This is a genomic window from Sorangium sp. So ce375 (assembly GCF_051473855.1).
GTDB lineage: Bacteria > Myxococcota_A > Polyangia > Polyangiales > Polyangiaceae > Sorangium.
This window is the reverse complement of sequence record NZ_CP150335.1, coordinates 7,396,460-7,412,983: the sequence shown is the minus strand read 5'-3', so window position 1 is coordinate 7,412,983 and position 16,524 is coordinate 7,396,460. Positions and strand designations below refer to the sequence as shown.

The 16,524-nt window shown below is 74.3% G+C and carries 9 protein-coding genes; 4 read left to right on the top strand and 5 right to left on the bottom strand.

What is annotated here, in order from left to right; all coding sequences use genetic code 11:
* Positions 1-39: 39 nt before the first annotated feature.
* Both WME90_RS27385 and WME90_RS27380 read right to left on the bottom strand, forming a co-directional pair.
* On the bottom strand, positions 40-1,518 hold the full coding sequence (locus WME90_RS27385) for a hypothetical protein (RefSeq protein ID WP_437274955.1): 1,479 nt from the start codon (positions 1,516-1,518) through the stop codon (positions 40-42).
* Positions 1,519-1,799: 281 nt separating this feature from the next.
* Positions 1,800-2,312, bottom strand: coding sequence for a hotdog fold domain-containing protein (locus WME90_RS27380; protein WP_437274954.1), 513 nt, complete (start codon positions 2,310-2,312; stop codon positions 1,800-1,802).
* A 322-nt stretch (positions 2,313-2,634) separates the two neighbouring features.
* Between WME90_RS27380 and WME90_RS27375 the strand changes: the two genes are divergently transcribed.
* On the top strand, positions 2,635-4,083 hold the full coding sequence (locus WME90_RS27375; protein WP_437274953.1) for an RNA polymerase sigma factor: 1,449 nt from the start codon (positions 2,635-2,637) through the stop codon (positions 4,081-4,083).
* A gap of 42 nt (positions 4,084-4,125) precedes the next feature.
* Here the strand turns inward: WME90_RS27375 and WME90_RS27370 are convergent, their stop codons facing one another.
* The 3 genes from WME90_RS27370 to WME90_RS27360 are packed head-to-tail and all read right to left on the bottom strand — an operon-like array spanning position 4,126 to position 8,017.
* Positions 4,126-6,354, bottom strand: coding sequence for a hypothetical protein (locus tag WME90_RS27370; RefSeq protein WP_437274952.1), 2,229 nt, complete (start codon positions 6,352-6,354; stop codon positions 4,126-4,128).
* Complete coding sequence (locus tag WME90_RS27365; protein WP_437274951.1) at positions 6,351-7,706, bottom strand: hypothetical protein; 1,356 nt, start codon at positions 7,704-7,706, stop codon at positions 6,351-6,353. Before WME90_RS27365 ends, WME90_RS27370 begins: the two co-directional genes overlap by 4 nt.
* Complete coding sequence (locus tag WME90_RS27360; protein WP_012237857.1) at positions 7,703-8,017, bottom strand: hypothetical protein; 315 nt, start codon at positions 8,015-8,017, stop codon at positions 7,703-7,705. The genes WME90_RS27365 and WME90_RS27360 overlap by 4 nt, the downstream gene beginning before the upstream one ends.
* A gap of 566 nt (positions 8,018-8,583) precedes the next feature.
* On the opposite strand from WME90_RS27360, the gene WME90_RS27355 reads away from it, so the two are divergent.
* From WME90_RS27355 to WME90_RS27345, 3 genes are all read left to right on the top strand, one after another.
* The gene (locus tag WME90_RS27355) at positions 8,584-11,997 is read left to right on the top strand and encodes a protein kinase domain-containing protein (protein ID WP_437274950.1); all 3,414 of its coding nucleotides are present in this window, start codon (positions 8,584-8,586) and stop codon (positions 11,995-11,997) included.
* A gap of 167 nt (positions 11,998-12,164) precedes the next feature.
* Positions 12,165-12,833, top strand: coding sequence for a hypothetical protein (locus WME90_RS27350; protein WP_437274949.1), 669 nt, complete (start codon positions 12,165-12,167; stop codon positions 12,831-12,833).
* Between the two features lie 225 nt (positions 12,834-13,058).
* Positions 13,059-16,481, top strand: a complete 3,423-nt coding sequence (locus WME90_RS27345; protein WP_437274948.1) for a protein kinase domain-containing protein — start codon at positions 13,059-13,061, stop codon at positions 16,479-16,481.
* Positions 16,482-16,524: the final 43 nt, after the last annotated feature.

Below are 16,524 nucleotides of genomic sequence, written 5' to 3'. Positions count from 1 at the left end.
AGCGCTCCGTCTCGGTTCTGGTCCGATGGGGGGAGGGGGTCAGTTGATCGGCGGGATCTCGGTCTTGCAACCGACCTGGAGCTGGACTTGCCCGCCCGACTGGAAGCGGGTGCAGGTCGCGGGGCACATCACGATCTTCGTCGGCGTGCCGCCGGTCGCGGGATCGACGTCGTAGTACCAGCCGCCGGCGGTCGCGTCGCAGCGCGCCTCGCTGGTCACGTAGAAGATGGTCGACGGGTCGCTGGCCTCCGGCGGCGTGTGCTGGACGTTGAGCGTCCCGTAATCGAGCGTCTGTCCGGCGGACGGCGCCGGGACCTGGTACTCGCACGCGAGGCTCGCCCCGCGGATGGCGCTGAGCGCGTCGAGGAACGCCTGCGTCACATCGGAGCTCGTGTCGATGAAGAAGGCCGACGTCGTCCCGCCGCCCTCGGCGATGCGGTTCATCGTGTCCTGGGCGCCGTCGTCGTTCCCGTCGAAGACGCCGATGACGAAGGTCGAGATGCTCGGCGAGCCGCTCAGCCCCGCGGCTGCGATCTCCCCGATGCCGTCAGCGGACTTGGGATCGCACTGGGTGGGCATCCCGTCGGTGGCGAGCACGGCGACGACCCGGTGGGTGGGGTTCGCCTCGGCGTGGGCTCGAGCCTGGGCGATCGCGCCGGACAGGGCGCCCGCGGTGGGCGTGCCCCCGTCGGGCTCTTTCCGGTCGATCGACCCGATGAGCTTGTCGGCCCATGCCGCGTCGAGCGGCGCGATCGAGACGGCGGGCGTCGCGTAGTCCTCGGTGACGCACGAGTACGGGTTCGCGCAGGTGCTCCGGGACAGCTTGGCGCACGTGCCACCGTTCCCAGGACACCGCGTGCCCACGCTGTTGCAGAGCTCGCCGTTCCGGGGGCACACGCCGAGATCCGTGCACGCGTCGCCTTCCGCGCAGTCCGCGTCGGTGACGCAGACCTGGAGGGTCCTGACGAACGCGTCGCGGCAGACCCGGAGCGCGCACGGCCCGTTGTCGCCGCACTGCGCGTCGTTCGTGCAGCTCATGGGCACGTCGTCGTCCATCTGGGGGAAGTACTGGAGCCCGACGCCGAGCCCCTCCGACTGAGGATCGGTGAAGAAGGCCTCGAGCGCCTGGGTCACGGCGCGCCACTTGGTGCCGCCCGTCGCGAGCTGCTCATCCATCGACCCCGACGCGTCGAGCATGATGTAGAGGTCGAGCGGCACGAGCTCCGCCGTCGTGGTCTCCCCTGCGCACGACGTACCGCCGCCGGTGCCCTCTCCCGAGCCCGCGCCGCTGCTGGGCCCGCCGGTGATGTCTCCAGGGTCGCCGGTGCCGTACCCCGAGCTCGTCGTCGAGCCCGTCCCCGAGCCCGCGCCCGAGCCCGTCTCCGTGCTCGTGCCGGCCCCGGCGCCCGCTCCGCCGGCTCCGTCGCCGAAGACCGAGCCATCGCCCCCACCGCACGCCGCGAAGATCACGCTGAGCCCCGTCGCGGCGAGCGCCACCCTCGTTGACCGGTTCTTCATGAGAGAATCGAAACACCCTGGAAGCGCTTTGTCGAGCGCGTTGACTCGAGCGCTCCGTCGCGATGCTGGCCCGATGTGGGACGGGGTGAGACGCCTGAAGGCAGAGAAGGCGATAACCGCGCTCCTCGTGTGCTTGTGGGCACAGGATCGCTCTGAAGCACAGGATTGTTCGGGAGCGTGAGGTGCTTTGGAGCACAGGGCTGCTCCGGCGCGTAGGGCCCCGCCGGAGCGCAGGGTGCTTTGGAGTACAGGGGGGCTCCGGCGCGCGGGCAGCGCCGAGCTCAGGGATGCTTCTTCGGACCCACGAGGCTGCGGAGCACGGCGCGGGCGACCTCGGCTCCCGTCGCGTCGCGCAGGCTCACCGGGATCTCGTACTCCCTCCGCTCGCTCGTCTCGGGCAGAGGGCACTCGCAGACGGCGCGGATCGTCCCGCGGGCCTTCTTCAGGTACTCGATCGAGAGGCCCGCGACGATGAACCGGGCGTCGTCGGGCAGCGCATAGGAGAGCGCCGTGTTGCCGGTGAGCTCGGCGAGGTTGACGAGCGCGACGGCGTGCACCGAGCGGAGGTGGTTGCGCAGCCCCGGACGGTCGCGCATCGACACCTCCGCGCGCCCGCGCTCGAGGACCTCGATCTCGGCGCGGATCGTCGCCGTGTACGGGGCCATCGCGCCGATGAGCCTGCTGAACAGGCGCTTGCCCCCCGGCAAGGGGCTCAGCTTGTCCCAGACGTCGCGGACGGTGTTGCGGCGCGAGGTCGCCGCGATCGATGCGAAGGTGAAGTCGTTGAGCTTCATGCGCTTGGATCCGCGTGGAGGGCGGCAGCCTGCCTCAAGTCGCCGGCGCGCGCACCCGGAATCCCCGGCGAGCCCGAGCGTCCCGAGGTCTCCTCCAGATGCAACCCGGGTGCAGAAAGATTCATTCTCCGGGTGAATTGTGTGCCTGGATGCTATTCGATGTTCGGATGGTTCCGGAACGCCCGGGATCCCCGTTCTCGCGAGGATGCCGCGGCATTTCCGGCGTCCGGACGCCCGCGAGCGGCCGTTCGGCCCCAGGTCCACCGCGGGGGGCCTGCGCGGTGAGGCAATCCCCTCTCCGTGCCCGGAACTGGACTTGTGTATGACAAGACCTCGCCGCCCGGGCCAAGGTGGTCCAACCGAGAAAGAGCGCGCCTTCGAGCTGCTCTTTCGTGAGAAAACATCCTCGCTCGTCTCGCGCTGGCTGACGGGCCTCGGGGTGCCCCTGCGCGACCGCAAAGACCTCACGCAGGAGGTCCTGTTCGCGGCGTTCCTCAGCTTCAACAAATACAATCCCGAGATCTCCCGGCCAGAGCGCTGGCTGAACAGGATCACGGTCCACACGGCCTCGCACTACCTGCAGCGGGCCCAGCACCGCTACGAAGAGCTCACGCCCGACGACGAGCTCCCGCCCCTCGTCGACCCCTCCAAGACGTCGGAAGAGCTGATGATCTCGGACCAGGAGCGGCTCGTCGTGCTGGAGCTCATGCAACAGCTCGACGTCGACGCGCACTGGATCCTGGTCGGGCACGACCTCCACAGCATCCCGATGGCGGATCTCGCGCAGCAGCGCGGCATCCCGCTGTCCACGGCGTACAAGTGGCGCGCGCGCGCCATCCGCCTGTTCCAGGACATCGTCGTGAAGCGCCGGCGCGAGGACCGGAAGAGGGAGGGCTCGCGCTTGGTGCTGCCCCTGGATCTGGCGGCGCTGCTCGCCACCGCGCGGATCTCGCCGCGCGTGCCTGACGACGTCCGGATCTCGATCTTCCGCGGCGTGCAGGAGGCGGTGGGGGCGCTCAAGGCGGGCGGCGCCGGGCAAGCCGTCGGAGGCGTCGGCCAGGCGCTGAGCGACGCTGCGGCGTGGCTCAAGGGCCTCGTGAAGCTCGTCCAGCTGCCGACCCTGGGCGCCGCGCGCCTCGTCGCCGCGCCCGCCGCGGCCACGGCAGCGGCGGCCACGGGGGCGGTCTGGCTCGCGCTCCAGCCCCCGGAGCCGCCGCCGCCGGAGGTGAAGCACGTCGTGCCCGCCCTCGCCGCCGCCATGCCGCCGCGTCGGCCCTCGCCGCCGGCGCCGCCCGTCGAGGCGCCGGAGGCCCCGGCGCATGTCGAGGCGCCGGCGCCGCCCGTCGAGCCGCCGGCTGTCCCGGCGGTTATCGAGGCGCCGCGGCGGAGCGCCTCGGTCCAGCGGCGAGCGAGCGCCCCGGCGCCCGCGCGGGGGGAGCGCGCGCCGGCGCCGGTCGCCGTCGAGACGATCGAGAAGCTCGCGATCGAGCTCGACGGGCCCGGCAGCAACCGCGACATCGCCCTGTTCGAGGCGGCCAGCGCGGCGGTGAATACGCGCGATCCGGCCCGGGCGTTCGCGGAGCTCCAGCGCTACGAGCGCGAGATGCCGAGGAGCCTCTTCGCGTCGGAGCGCAAGGTGCTCTGGATCCGGGCGCTCCTGATCGCGAGGCGCTACCCCGAGGCGCGCGCCCTGCTCAAGGAGGCGCGGCTCGATACCTCGATCGAGGTGGGGTTGCTCAACGAGCTGGACGAGATCCTGAAGCGTCGGTGAGCGGGCGATCGGGCCGCCGCGCGCGCCTCGCGGCGCGGCGGCTCAGTCGCCGGCGTAGGTGCCGAAGCTCGCCCTGCCGCTCGTGGAGACCTGCGGGGCGGCCTGGCCCACCTGCACGACCGCGGACAGGAACGCGGCCGGCTTGAGCCCCTCGTCGGGCCCCGACTCGTTGGTGATGTACTCCAGCCCGAGCCCCGCCAGAAAGCCGAACGACGTCGTGTTGCCGCCCGTGCCGAGGATCGGGACCGTCGGCGCGACGCCGACGTAGCCGAGGAGGCCGACCCGCCCTTCGCCGAGCGTCTGCACGAAGCCGCCGAGCTGCGCCGCGATCGGGAAGGCGCGGCGCTCCACCGGGTCGTAGCGGTCGACCGCGAGCGCGACGCCGACGGCGCTGAGCACGCTCCGCGTGACGAGGGGCTTCTCGACCCACGGCGCGCGGGTGACCTGCAGCGTCGCCAGCATCGCCGGGACGGTGAGGTAGGCGCGGAAGCACGTCCCCGCGGCCTCGAGCGTCTCGAAGTTGTCCTCGCCGCACAGCGGGACGGAGTGGATCGCCACCGACCCCACGAGGCGCCGGGCGCGCTCCGGATCGCCGGGCTCGTTCGAGCGCAGCGAGCTCGCGACGCGGCCCGCGTCGGAGACGAGCACCACCTTGCCCTGCGGGCTCAGCGGATCGCTGTAGACGGCCAGCCGGAGGCGCGCGTCCCCGTCGAAGTCCTCCGCGAGCGGCGGGAGCGGGAACTCCGCGCTGCTCGGCGTGACGATCCAGGTGCCGTTCTGGAGGAGCTCGATCGGCGCGCCGCCCCGCATCAGGTCGGTGCGCGTGAGCGAGACGTGGAGCGCGAGCGGGGCCACGAGCCGGTGCTTCGCCTGGCCCGTCAGCCGGATCCGGCAGTTGCCCAGCCGGAGCGGCGACGGCGAGATGACGACCGCGCCGTGCGCGAGCGGCTGCGGCCCGGGGCGCGACGGATCCACGTCGGGCGCCCGGAGAGGGGGCGGCGGGGCCGGCGCTGGCGGCTGGGCCTGCGCCGGACCGGCCTGCGCCCCCGTCGGGAGCCGCTGGCCGGCCGCTGCGCCGCCCTGGAGCTGTCCCGCGGCGCGCGGAGGTGTCCGGCCCCCTGGCGGGGCGGCGCCAGGCGCGCGGGGGCCGGGCGGGCGGACGGCTCCGGGCGGCGGGGTGCTCCCGGCGTTCGTGCGGGGCGCGATGGGCGTGGGGCCGCAGTCGACCTTCAGGTCGTCGGCGAGCGGATCGGGGAAGAGGAGCCGGGCGGGGTTCGACTCGACAAGGTTCTCGAGCGGCGGGATGGTGACCCGGTACGTCGCGTTGACGACGTTGGCCGCCGCGGGCGCGTGGAGGTTGAAGGCGGTGACGCGGAGCCAGCCGCCGCCCGGGAAGACGCGGAGGACCTTGCCGTCGGCGCGCCCGCAGCCGCCCGAGGCGACCTCGAGGACCGGCACGGTGAAGGTGCGCTGAAACGGCTGCACCCGGGCGTTGCCGCAGCTGTCGACGATGGCGAGGTAGTGGAAGTCGGCCATCTCCGATTGCTTTGGCCACTGCATGCCCAGCGTGAGCTCGCCCGCGTCGGCCGGCGGCGGCTCGGGCCGGCCGTCGCGGCAGACGTCCACCCGCTCGGGAGACGGCGCGGCTGGCGCGGCCGCCGCGCCCGACGGAGACCTCGGGGCATCGGCGACCGGGCGGTAGGCGCAGACGTGCCGGTACGAGCGGCGGCCGAGGAGCACCGGGTCGAAGTCGAGGAGGCGCTGGCCGTCCTCGGTGAGCCGCCCCCACACCGTGAGCGGCAGGGGCAGCGTCGGGGTCTGGAGCTTGATCGACCGCAGCATCTGGTCGCCGATCGGGCTCTGCCCGGGGTCCCCGGTCTGCGCGGCGCAGCCGCCGCCGCTGCACAGCCAGCGGCCGCCGCGGCGCGCGGCCTCGATCGGGACAGGATCGGCGTCGCGGACGCTCATCCAGACGCGGCGCGCATCCGGGAAGATCTCGGGCCCGCCGGTCGACGACGCGGCGGTGCTGGCCGTGCCCGGCGGCGCGCGCACGACCTGCAGGCTGCCTCCGAAGTCGGCGGGGACGGCCATCGGCGAAGCGTCGCTCGGACGCCTCAAGGTGGTCGGCGTGGCCGGCTCGGGCGTGTCCTCGTCTTCGGTCTCTCCGTCGCCCGTGTCGGGGTCGTCCTGCGCCGGCGCGGTGGAGGGCGCGGCGAGCGCGATCGCGAGCGCCACGGCCGACAGGAACATCGCGGATCTGCGTGCGCTCACGGCGAGCCCCCCTCTCCCGATCCCGGCTCTGGCTCCGGCTCCGTGTCCGTATCGGCTCCCGGCTCTGGCTCCGGCGTGACCGTGATGGGCTCGGAGGAGCACTCCGGGCTCGCGAGCAGGCGGGGCGTCACACGGAGCGTCGTCGTCCCCGGCGCGACCGCGACGCCCTGGATGATCGTCGCCTCGCTGTCCTCGCCTCGCAGGGTCACGGACGCCTCGCCGAGCGCGATCACCGTGTCGTCGTCGACGGTCAGATCGACGGGGACGGCGATGCGCACGCGCTCGGCGTTGTAGGCGCTCACCTCGAAGAGATCGCCGGGCGTCCCCGCGGCGACGGAGCTCCGGAGGGCGCGCACGCGGAGCAGGCGCGGCTCGGGATCGACGGTGAGCGAGGGGATCGGCTCGAGCGCCTTCTGCCCCGAGCTGACGGCGATCTTCACCTCGCCGCCGAGGTCGCTGAAGCACAGGGTGAAGGGCGGGCTCTCCCCGGTCGCGCCGAGCAGCACGCGCAGGCGCGAGGTCCGCTCGCGGCAGTCGGGGGTGAGCGAGAGGGCGGCCTCGCTGTGCAGCGACTCGATGATCACGGGCGCGTGCTCCACGACGCCAGGCGCGTCCAGCGGGGGCGACGCGCGGACGCGCGCCTCGCGCGCCCGGATCGCGCCCGGCCGCCAGGTGGCGCCGAGATCGTCCGGCAGGGGGCCGAGCGTGCACATGAGGGGGAGGTAGGTCGCGAGCACGCGGTCGCTGTCGCCGAGGCCCCCCGCGATGAGCGCGAAGTTTGTGGCGTCCTCGGGCAAGCCGGCGGGGAGCACCGTGATCGGGAGCTCCTCGGTGCGGTTGGCCCACGAGACGACGAGCCGCGCCTCGCCGGACCAATCGCCCTCGGAGGAGGCGGTGAAGCGGGCGTAGCCCTGGGTCCCCGCGGTGCACCGGAACGCGCCGTCCTTCACGCCGCACGAGGCCCCGTCGCCCTGCTCGCCGTCCGCCGGGTGCAGCGCGAGCGCCTCGCTCGGGACCGCGCGGACCTCGACGTAGGCGCCGTACGCCGGCTCGCTCGTCTCGGTGAGCTTGAGCGAGACCGCCGTCTGCCAGGGGCTCTGGCGGGGCAGCACCGGCTTGCCCGCGTCGTCGAGCGTATCGGCGGCGAACAGCGGCCCGGCGACGTCGGCGCGGAGCTCGACCTGCCCGCTCTCCGCGAGGGGGTAACCGCGCTCGATGCAGGCGGCGAGGAGGAGCGCGCCGGTCGCCGCCGCGAGGAGCGGCGCTCCCGGTCGGCGCCGGCGAGCTCGGGCGCGGGGCGCGTGGGGCGCGCGCGGGCAGGGGAGGGGCACGGCCGGTCGGGGCGCGCTCACTTCTGGTAGATCTCGGTGTACTCGGTCCCGAGCGGGTGGCGGTGCCAGGCGTAGGCGCTCTGGGGGAACCCGCTCTCGTCGGTGTAGTCGCACGGGCCGAGCTCCCACTCGGTGTGCCAGACGCTGGCGCCCGTCGCGGGGTCGACGGACATCCCGTGGGCGGTCACGTCGCTCTCCGGCTCGGCGGGGTCGTGCACGACGCGCGTGGCCTCGTCGAGGTAGCGCTCGAGGACCGCGACGGGGATGCGCGCCACGCGTTTGCCGGGCATCGGGATGAGAAACACGTCGCTCTTGTCAACGGTGCTGGTCATGGAGCTCTCTCCTGGCGAGCCGCGGAGGGCGGCCTTCCGGGCCGCGGGACGCCGGCGTTTCGGCCGCGCGCCGCGCGCCGCGTGGGAGCGCGGGCTCTCGATGGTGCTCTGCGCCGTCCCTCCACGCGGCGTCGAGCATACCCGCTTCGCGCGGCGCGAGGGAGCGCTTCGCGCGGCGCGAGGGAGCGCTTCGCGCGGCGCGAGGCGCCCAGGGCCTTCGTGGTCCCAGCCTCTCGGCACGGGACGCGCCGCGACCGGCCCGCCGTGGCGAGGGAAGGCGTCATTGGATGATCTCGTCGAGCAAGGATGTCAGCGGCGCTGGAGTGGACATCGCCTGTCCAGTGGCGCCGACCACCAGCGCGATCGCGTTGTTCGATGTCATGGACATGCCCTCTTCCTTCCGCGGAGTTCGCCCCGTGGACGCAGCCCGCGAGCGCCTCGCGCCGAAGCATCCGCGCTGAAACATCGAGACAAAACGGAAGCCGCCGACGGCGGGGCGTGGGCGCCCCCTGTGGTAAGCTGCCGGCGCCGTAGCCCCCCGAGCTCGTTCCGGTCGCGGCCGCCTCATGCTCTCCACGGATCGCCCGCTCGTCCTTGGTGGTCGCTACCGTCTCCTGAGCGAGATCGGCCGCGGCGGCGCGGGCGTTGTGTACGTGGCCGACGACCTCGACGGAGGCGGCCATGTCGCGGTGAAGGTCCTGCTCCGGACGCACGCGCCCGGCTCGGCGGCGGCTTCCCGGTTCGAGCGCGAGATCCGGGCCATGCGGCTGCTGGACGCGCCCGGGTTCGTGCGCATGCTCGACGCGGGCGTCGCCCGGGAGCTCGACGACGCGCCCTTCCTGGTGATGGAGCTGCTCCGGGGCCAAGACCTCGAGCAGCTCGTCACCACCCAGGGCAAGCGCTCGCCGGGCGAGGTGCAGCGCTGGCTCGGCGAGGTCGCCGAGAGCCTCGAGCTCGCCCACGCGCGAGGCTTCTCCCACCGCGATCTCAAGCCCGCGAATCTCTTCCTCGCGACCGGCGACGACGGGCGGGAGCGCGTGAAGATCCTCGACCTCGGCCTGGTCAAGGCGGTCGACCCGGGCGCGCTCGGCGCGTCGGGCGGCATCACCGCCACGGGCACGGCGATCGGCACGCCCATCTACATGGCCCCCGAGCAGGCGCGCGGGCGATCGGACCAGATCGGCCCCGCGGCGGACGTGTGGGCGATAGGCCTGATCGCCGTCCGTCTCCTGACCGGCGACCTCTACTGGACCGCGAACAGCATGGCCGAGCTGATGGTGGCGCTGCTCGTGATGCGGCTCTACCCGCCGTCGACGCGCTGGCGGTGGCTCCCTCCCGCGTTCGACGCGTGGTTCTTGAGGTCGTGCGACCGCGATCCGGCCGCGCGCTTCCCTTCGATCCGCCAGCAGAGCCTCGCGTTGCGCGCCGCGCTCGAGGGCTCCTCGGAGCCCACCGAGCCGCCCGGCTCGGGCGGCCCGGGGTCGCGCGGGGGCCGCGTGCCCGCGGACATGCTCAGCACCGATACCATCGAGCTCGCAGGCACGGTCGAAGCCACGCCCCCTCCGCTCGCCGGCGGCGTGCACCGCGACACCGACCGCTTCTTGCCGCCGCCCGGCCTCTCCAGCCCTCCGCCGCCCGGCCTCTCCAGCCCTCCGCCGCCCGGCTCCTACGGGACGCCGCCGCTCGGCGCCTCGCCGCCGCCCGGCCTGTTCTCCTCGCCGCCGCTCGGCCTCTTCGCCTCGCCGGAGGCCGAGCGGCCGCGCCACAACCTGCCGGTCCAGCGCACGCCGTTCGAGGGCCGCGCCCGCGAGCGCGCCGAGATCGCCGCGCTCCTGCTCGAGCCGAAGGCCGGCCTGCTCACGCTCACCGGCGTCGGCGGCACCGGCAAGACCCGGCTCGCGCTCCAGGTCGCCGAGGAGCTGGTCGCCGCGTTCCCCGGCGGCGTCTGCTTCGTGCCCCTCGCGTCGCTGCGCGAGCCAGCGCTTGTGCCCTCGGCGATCGCACAGGCGCTGTGCCTCGGCGAGGGCGGCGCGCGGCCTGAGCTGGAGCGCGTGGTCCAGTTCCTCCGCGACCGCCGCCTGCTGCTCCTGCTCGACAACCTCGAGCACCTGACGGCCGCGGCGCCGTCGATAGCGCACCTCGCCGCGAGCTGCCCGCACCTGTCGCTCCTCGTGACGAGCCGCGCCGCGCTGAACCTCTCGGGCGAGCGGCGCTATGTCGTGCCGCCGCTGGAGCTGCCGGACCCGCGCGAGGTCACCGTCGACGCCGCGCTGGCGAGCTCGGCGGTGAGCCTGTTCTGCCGCCGGGCGGCCGCGATCAAGCCGGGCTTCCAGCTCGGCCCCGACAACGCCGCCGAGGTCGTGGAGATCTGTGCGCGCCTCGACGGCCTGCCGCTCGCGATCGAGCTCGCCGCCTCGCGCCTGCGGGTCCTCACGCCCGCGGCGCTGCTCTCGCGCTTCGGCGACCGCGGGGCCGCCGGGCGCGCCTCCGCGGCCGCGGGCTCGTTCCGCTTGCTCACGGGCGGCGCGCGCGATCTGCCCGAGCGGCAGCAGACCATGCGCGCAGCCATCGACTGGAGCTACGGCCTCCTCGAGCGGGAGGAGCAGCTCGCCTTCCGCACGCTGGCCGTGTTCGCGGGCGGCTTCTCGCTGGCGATGGCGGACCAGATGTGCGCCTTCCGCGACCCGGCGCTCGACGCGCTCGGGATCCTCGAGTCGCTTGTCGACAAGAGCCTGGTGCTCCCGGTCGCGGGCGAGGAGCCGCGGTTCCAGATGCTCACGATCCTGCGCGAGTATGGCCTCGATCGGCTCGCGGAGGAGGGCGCCGCCGCGGCGTGCAACCGGCGCTTCGTGGAGCTCTCGCTGGAGCTCGCCGAGCGCGGCGCCGAGGCGCTCCGCGGGCCCGAGCAGGCCGCATGGCTCGCGGCGCTCGATCTGGAGCACGACAACCTCCGCCTCGCCCTGGAGCTCGCCATTGAGGGCGCCGATGCGGGCGCCGCGGTGCGCCTGGCCGCCGCGCTGTCGCGGTTCTGGTACATCCACGGGCACTACCAGGAGGGCCGCGCGTGGCTCGGCCGGGCGCTCGCGGGCGCCTCGGGCGCCGCGGGCGTCGCGTCCGAGCACGTGGCCGCGGCGCTCCGGGGCGCGGGCACGCTGGCGCTCCTCCAGTGCGACTACCGCGAGGCGCGCGCGCTGCTCGAGCGGGGCGCGGCGCTCTACCGCGAGCTCGGGGACGAGAGGGGGCTCGCCTTGGTGATCCAGACGCTCGGGAGCGTCGCGCGCGAGCAGGGCGACTACGAGCGCGCGCTCTCGCTGCACGGCGAGAGCCTCGCGCTTGCCACGCGTCGCGGCGACACGCTCGAGGCGGCGCGCGCGCTCGGCTACTCGGGCTTCGCCGCGTGGCTCTCGGGCGACACCGCGCGCGCGGAGGGCGCGTGCCGCCTCGCGCTGCCGGAGCTCCGCCGCGCGGGCGATCGCGAGGGGACCGCGACGGCGCTGCTCTACCTCGGCTGCGCGGCGCTCTACCGCGGGGAGCTCGGCGAGGCCGTCCGGCTCTGCGAGGAGAGCGAGGGCCTGTCGCGGCAGGTCAAATTCAAGGAGGGGCTCGCCTGGACGAGCAACATCCTGGGCCTCGTCGCCATCGAGCGCGGCGATCTCGCCCTGGCGGAGCGGCGCCTCAGGGCGAGCCTGCGGCTGCACCGGGAGCTCGGCGATCTCTGGCGCTCCGCGAGCGTGCTGGAGGCGCTGGCGCGCGCGGCGGTGCGGGCGGGGAAGGCGGAGCGCGGCGCCCGGCTGCTCGGCGGCGCGGCGGCGCTGCGCGACGCCATCGGCACGCCGGTGCCGCCCATCGAGCGGCCGGCCCTCACCGAGTGCGCCGCGGCCGCGCGCACGGCGCTGGGGGGAGCGGTCCACGAGGCGCGCCTCCTCGAGGGCCGGGGCGCCGGGCTCGACGCGACGATGGCGGCGGCGCTCTCGGAGTGAGGCCGTTCGCGTCGCGTGAATGAACAGGACTTCAACGTGAGTGAACGAGGTGGATTGAGCACGAATTCGCGTCTTGGAAGCAGCGCGGTTCGCTTCCGGCGTCGAGCGCGCTGTGATTCATAGGGGAGATGAAGGGCACACGATGGTTGTTTGCAGGGTTGCTCGGGATGACGTTGGCATTCCCCGCATGCTCGGATGACACGCAGGAAGGTTCTGGCGGCAGCAGCGGGGAGGGAGGCGACAGCAGCAGCGGGGAGGGAGGCGACAGCAGCAGCGGGGAGGGAGGCGGCGGCAGCAGCGGGGAGGGAGGCGGCAGCAGCGGGGAGGGAGGCGGCGGGACGGGGGGATTCACGTTCAGCGGGCCGATCACCGGAGAGACGGTCCCGGAGGACGCCACGGTGGTCGTCATCTGGCCGGTGAGCTCAAGCAGCCCCGATTACGCCGTCAGCTTCGGCAAGGGGAGCGTCTCCGGCGCGACGTTCACCGTCGGCTTCGGGTCGGCGCCGCCGCGCGTGGCGCTCAACCGTAGCGGCGTCGGCGTCGGCATCGTCGCGCTCCTTCCGCCGGGCACCCAGCTGCCCGAGGGCAAGCTCGACCCCGAAACGGTCGATATAACGCTGCTCGGGGTGAGCCCGCGACACGCGGTCATCTGGCGCGACGCCTCCGGCGAGGGCCTCGGCTGGTCCGACAGCTTCCCGGACGGGTTCGCGTGCGGCAAGTGCGTTGACTCGCCGCCAGGCGAGGGGTTCGACTTCTACGAGCCGGTCGACTGCTCTCAGGTGGAAGTCCAGACCACCTCGGACGCGGATTCGCTCGACGGCTGCAACTGGACCTGACGTCGCGGCTTGCTGACGGCGCGCGCTTCGCCGCCGGCAGATGCCATCTCTTCAGGAGGCCTTGAGCTCCGCTGGCTCGTGCGCCTCGAACTCCATTTGCATGGGCGCATCGCGCCGGGACATCGACGCAGAGCGGAGTCCGCCGACGGCGGGGCGCCGGCGCCCCCTGTGGTAAGCTGCCCGCCCCGTGGCCCCTCCCGAGCTCGTTCCGGTCGCGGTCACCTCATGTTCTCCCCGAATCGCCCGCTCGTCCTTGGTGGCCGTTACCGTCTCCTGAGCGAGATCGGCCGCGGCGGCGCGAGCGTTGTGTACCTGGCCGACGATCTCGACGGAGGCGGCCAGGTCGCGGTGAAGGTCCTGCTCCGGACGCACGTTGCCGGCTCGGCGGCGGCTTCCCGGTTCGAGCGCGAGATCCGGGCCATGCGGCTGCTGGACGCGCCCGGGTTCGTGCGCATGCTCGACGCGGGCGTCGCTCGGGAGCTCGACGACGCGCCCTTCCTTGTGATGGAGCTGCTCCGGGGCCAAGACCTCGAGCAGCTCGTCACCACCCAGGGCAAGCGCTCGCCGGGCGAGGTGCAGCGCTGGCTCGGCGAGGTCGCCGAGAGCCTCGAGCTCGCCCACGCGCGAGGCTTCTCCCACCGCGATCTCAAGCCCGCGAATCTCTTCCTCGCGACCGGCGACGACGGGCGGGAGCGCGTGAAGATCCTCGACCTCGGCCTGGTCAAGGAGGTCGGTCCCGGCGCGCTCGGCGCGTCGGGCGGTATCACCGCCACGGGCACGGCGGTCGGCACGCCCATCTACATGGCCCCCGAGCAGGCGCGCTGTCTCTCTTACCAGATCGGCCCCGCGGCGGACGTGTGGGCGATAGGCCTGATCGCCGTCCGCCTCCTGACCGGCGACCTCTACTGGGCCGCGAACAGCATGGCCGAGCTGATGGTGGCGCTGCTCGTGATGCGGCTCTACCCGCCGTCGACGCGCTGGCGGTGGCTCCCGCCCGCGTTCGACGCGTGGTTCTTGAGGTCGTGCGACCGCGATCCGGCCGCGCGCTTCCCTTCGGTCCGCCAGCAGAGCCTCGCGCTGCGCGCCGCGCTCGAGGGCTCCTCGGAGCCCACCGAGCCGCCCGGCTCGGGCGGCTCGGGGTCGCGCGGGGGCCGCGTACCCCGCGGGGGCCGCGTACCCACGGACATGCACAGCACCGCCACCATGGAGCTCGCGGGCATCGTCGAAGCCCCGTCCCAGGGGCCCGCCGGCGGCGCGCCCCGCGACACCGACCGCTTCTCGCCGCCGCCCGGCCTCTCCAGCCCTGCGCCGCCCGGCTCCCACGGGACGCCGCCGCTCGGCGCCTCGCCGCCGCCAGGGCTCTCCGCCTCGCTGCCGCCCGGCATGTTCTCCTCGCCGCCGCTCGGCCTCTTCGCTTCGCCGGAGGCCGAGCGGCCGCGCCACAACCTGCCGGTCCAGCGCACGCCGTTCGAGGGCCGCGCCCGCGAGCGCGCCGAGATCGCCGCGCTCCTGCTCGAGCCGAAGGCCGGCCTGCTCACGCTCACCGGCGTCGGCGGCACCGGCAAGACCCGGCTCGCGCTCCAGGTCGCCGAGGAGCTGGTCGCCGCGTTCCCCGGCGGCGTCTGCTTCGTGCCCCTCGCGTCGCTGCGCGAGCCAGCGCTTGTGCCCTCGGCGATCGCGCAGGCGCTGTGCCTCGGCGAGGGCGGCGCGCGACCCGATCTGGAGCGCGTGGTCCAGTTCCTCCGCGACCGCCGCCTGTTGCTCCTGCTCGACAACCTCGAGCACCTGACGGCCGCGGCGCCTGCGATAGCGCACCTCGCCGCGAGCTGCCCGCACCTGTCGCTCCTCGTGACGAGCCGCGCCGCGCTGAACCTCTCGGGCGAGCGGCGCTATGTCGTGCCGCCGCTGGAGCTGCCGGACCCGCGCGAGGTCACCGTCGACGCCGCGCTGGCGAGCTCGGCGGTGAGCCTGTTCTGCCGCCGGGCGGCCGCGATCAAGCCGGGCTTCCAGCTCGGCCCCGACAACGCCGCCGAGGTCGTGGAGATCTGCGCGCGCCTCGACGGCCTGCCGCTCGCGATCGAGCTCGCCGCCTCGCGCCTGCGGGCCCTCACGCCCGCGGCGCTGCTCTCGCGCTTCGGCGACCGCGGGGCCGCCGGGCGCACCTCCGCGGCCGCGGGCTCGTTCCACCTGCTCACGGGCGGCGCGTGTGATCTGCCCGAGCGGCAGCAGACCATGCGTGCCGCCATCGACTGGAGCTACCACCTCCTTTTGCCGGAGGAGCAGCTCGCCTTCCGCACGCTGGCCGTGTTCGCGGGCGGCTTCTCGCTCGCGATGGCGGACCAGATGTGCGCCTTCCGCGACCCGGCGCTCGACGCGCTCGGCATTCTCGAGTCGCTTGTCGACAAGAGCCTGGTGCTCCCGCTCGCGGGCGAGGAGCCGCGGTTCCAGATGCTCACGATCCTGCGCGAGTACGGCCTCGATCGGCTCGCGGAGGAGGGCGCCGCCGCGGCGTGCAACCGGCGCTTCGTGGAGCTCTCGCTGGAGCTCGCCGAGCGCGCGGCCGAGGCGCTCCGCGGGCCCGAGCAGGCCGCGTGGCTCGCGGCGCTCGATCTGGAGCACGACAACCTCCGCCTCGCCCTGGAGCTCGCGCTCGAGGGCGACGACGCGGGCGCCGGGGTGCGCCTCGCCGCCGCGCTGTCGCGGTTCTGGTACACCCACGGGCACTACCAGGAGGGCCGCGCGTGGCTCGGCCGGGCGCTCGCGGGCGCCGCGGGCGTCGCGTCCGAGCACGTGGCCGCGGCGCTCCGGGGCGCGGGCACGCTGGCGCTCCTCCAGTGCGACTACCGCGAGGCGCGGGCGCTGCTCGAGCGGGGCGCGGCGCTCTACCGCGAGCTCGGGGACGAGAGGGGGCTCGCCTCGGTGATCCAGATCCTCGGGAGCGTCGCGCGCGAGCAGGGCGACTACGAGCGGGCGTTCTCGCTGCACGGCGAGAGCCTGGCGCTCGCCACGCGCCGCGGCGACACGCTCGAGGCGTCGCGCGCGCTCGGCTACACGGGCCTCGCCGCGTGGCTCTCGGGCGACACCGCGCGCGCGGAGGGCGCGTGCCGCCTCGCGCTGCCGGAGCTCCGCCGCGCGGACGATCGCGAGGGGACCGCGACGGTGCTGCTCTACCTCGGCTGCGCGGCGCTCTACCGCGGGGAGCTCGGCGAGGCCGTCCGGCTCTGCGAGGAGAGCGAGGGCCTGTCGCGGCAGGTCAAATTCAAGGAGGGGCTCGCCTGGACGAGCAACATCCTGGGCCTCGTCGCCATCGAGCGCGGCGATCTCGCCCTGGCGGAGCGGCGCCTCAGGGCGAGCCTGCGGCTGCACCGGGAGCTCGGCGACCTCTGGCGCTCCGCGAGCGTGCTGGAGGCGCTGGCGCGCGCGGCGGTGCGGGCGGGGAAGGCGGAGCGCGGGGCCCGCCTGCTCGGCGGCGCGGCGGCGCTGCGCGACGCCATCGGCACGCCGGTGCCGCCCATCGAGCGGCCGGCCCTCACCGAGTGCGCCGCGGCCGCGCGCACGGCGCTGGGGGGAGCGGTCTACGAGGCGCGCCTCCTCGAGGGCCGGGGCGCCGGGCTCGACGCAACGATGGCGGCGGCGCTCTCGCAGTGAGCGCGATTTCGCGTCACGAGCGGACAGGACCTCGAGCGGCGTG

What these genes read in the sequence shown, in the direction of transcription:
- WME90_RS27385 (WP_437274955.1), bottom strand. Translation starts at nt 1,518, where the DNA reads ATGAAGAACCGGTCAACGAGGGTGGCGCTCGCCGCGACGGGGCTCAGC.
- WME90_RS27380 (WP_437274954.1), bottom strand. Translation starts at nt 2,312, where the DNA reads ATGAAGCTCAACGACTTCACCTTCGCATCGATCGCGGCGACCTCGCGC.
- WME90_RS27375 (WP_437274953.1), top strand. Translation starts at nt 2,635, where the DNA reads ATGACAAGACCTCGCCGCCCGGGCCAAGGTGGTCCAACCGAGAAAGAG.
- WME90_RS27360 (WP_012237857.1), bottom strand. Translation starts at nt 8,017, where the DNA reads ATGACCAGCACCGTTGACAAGAGCGACGTGTTTCTCATCCCGATGCCC.
- WME90_RS27355 (WP_437274950.1), top strand. Translation starts at nt 8,584, where the DNA reads ATGCTCTCCACGGATCGCCCGCTCGTCCTTGGTGGTCGCTACCGTCTC.
- WME90_RS27350 (WP_437274949.1), top strand. Translation starts at nt 12,165, where the DNA reads ATGACGTTGGCATTCCCCGCATGCTCGGATGACACGCAGGAAGGTTCT.
- WME90_RS27345 (WP_437274948.1), top strand. Translation starts at nt 13,059, where the DNA reads ATGTTCTCCCCGAATCGCCCGCTCGTCCTTGGTGGCCGTTACCGTCTC.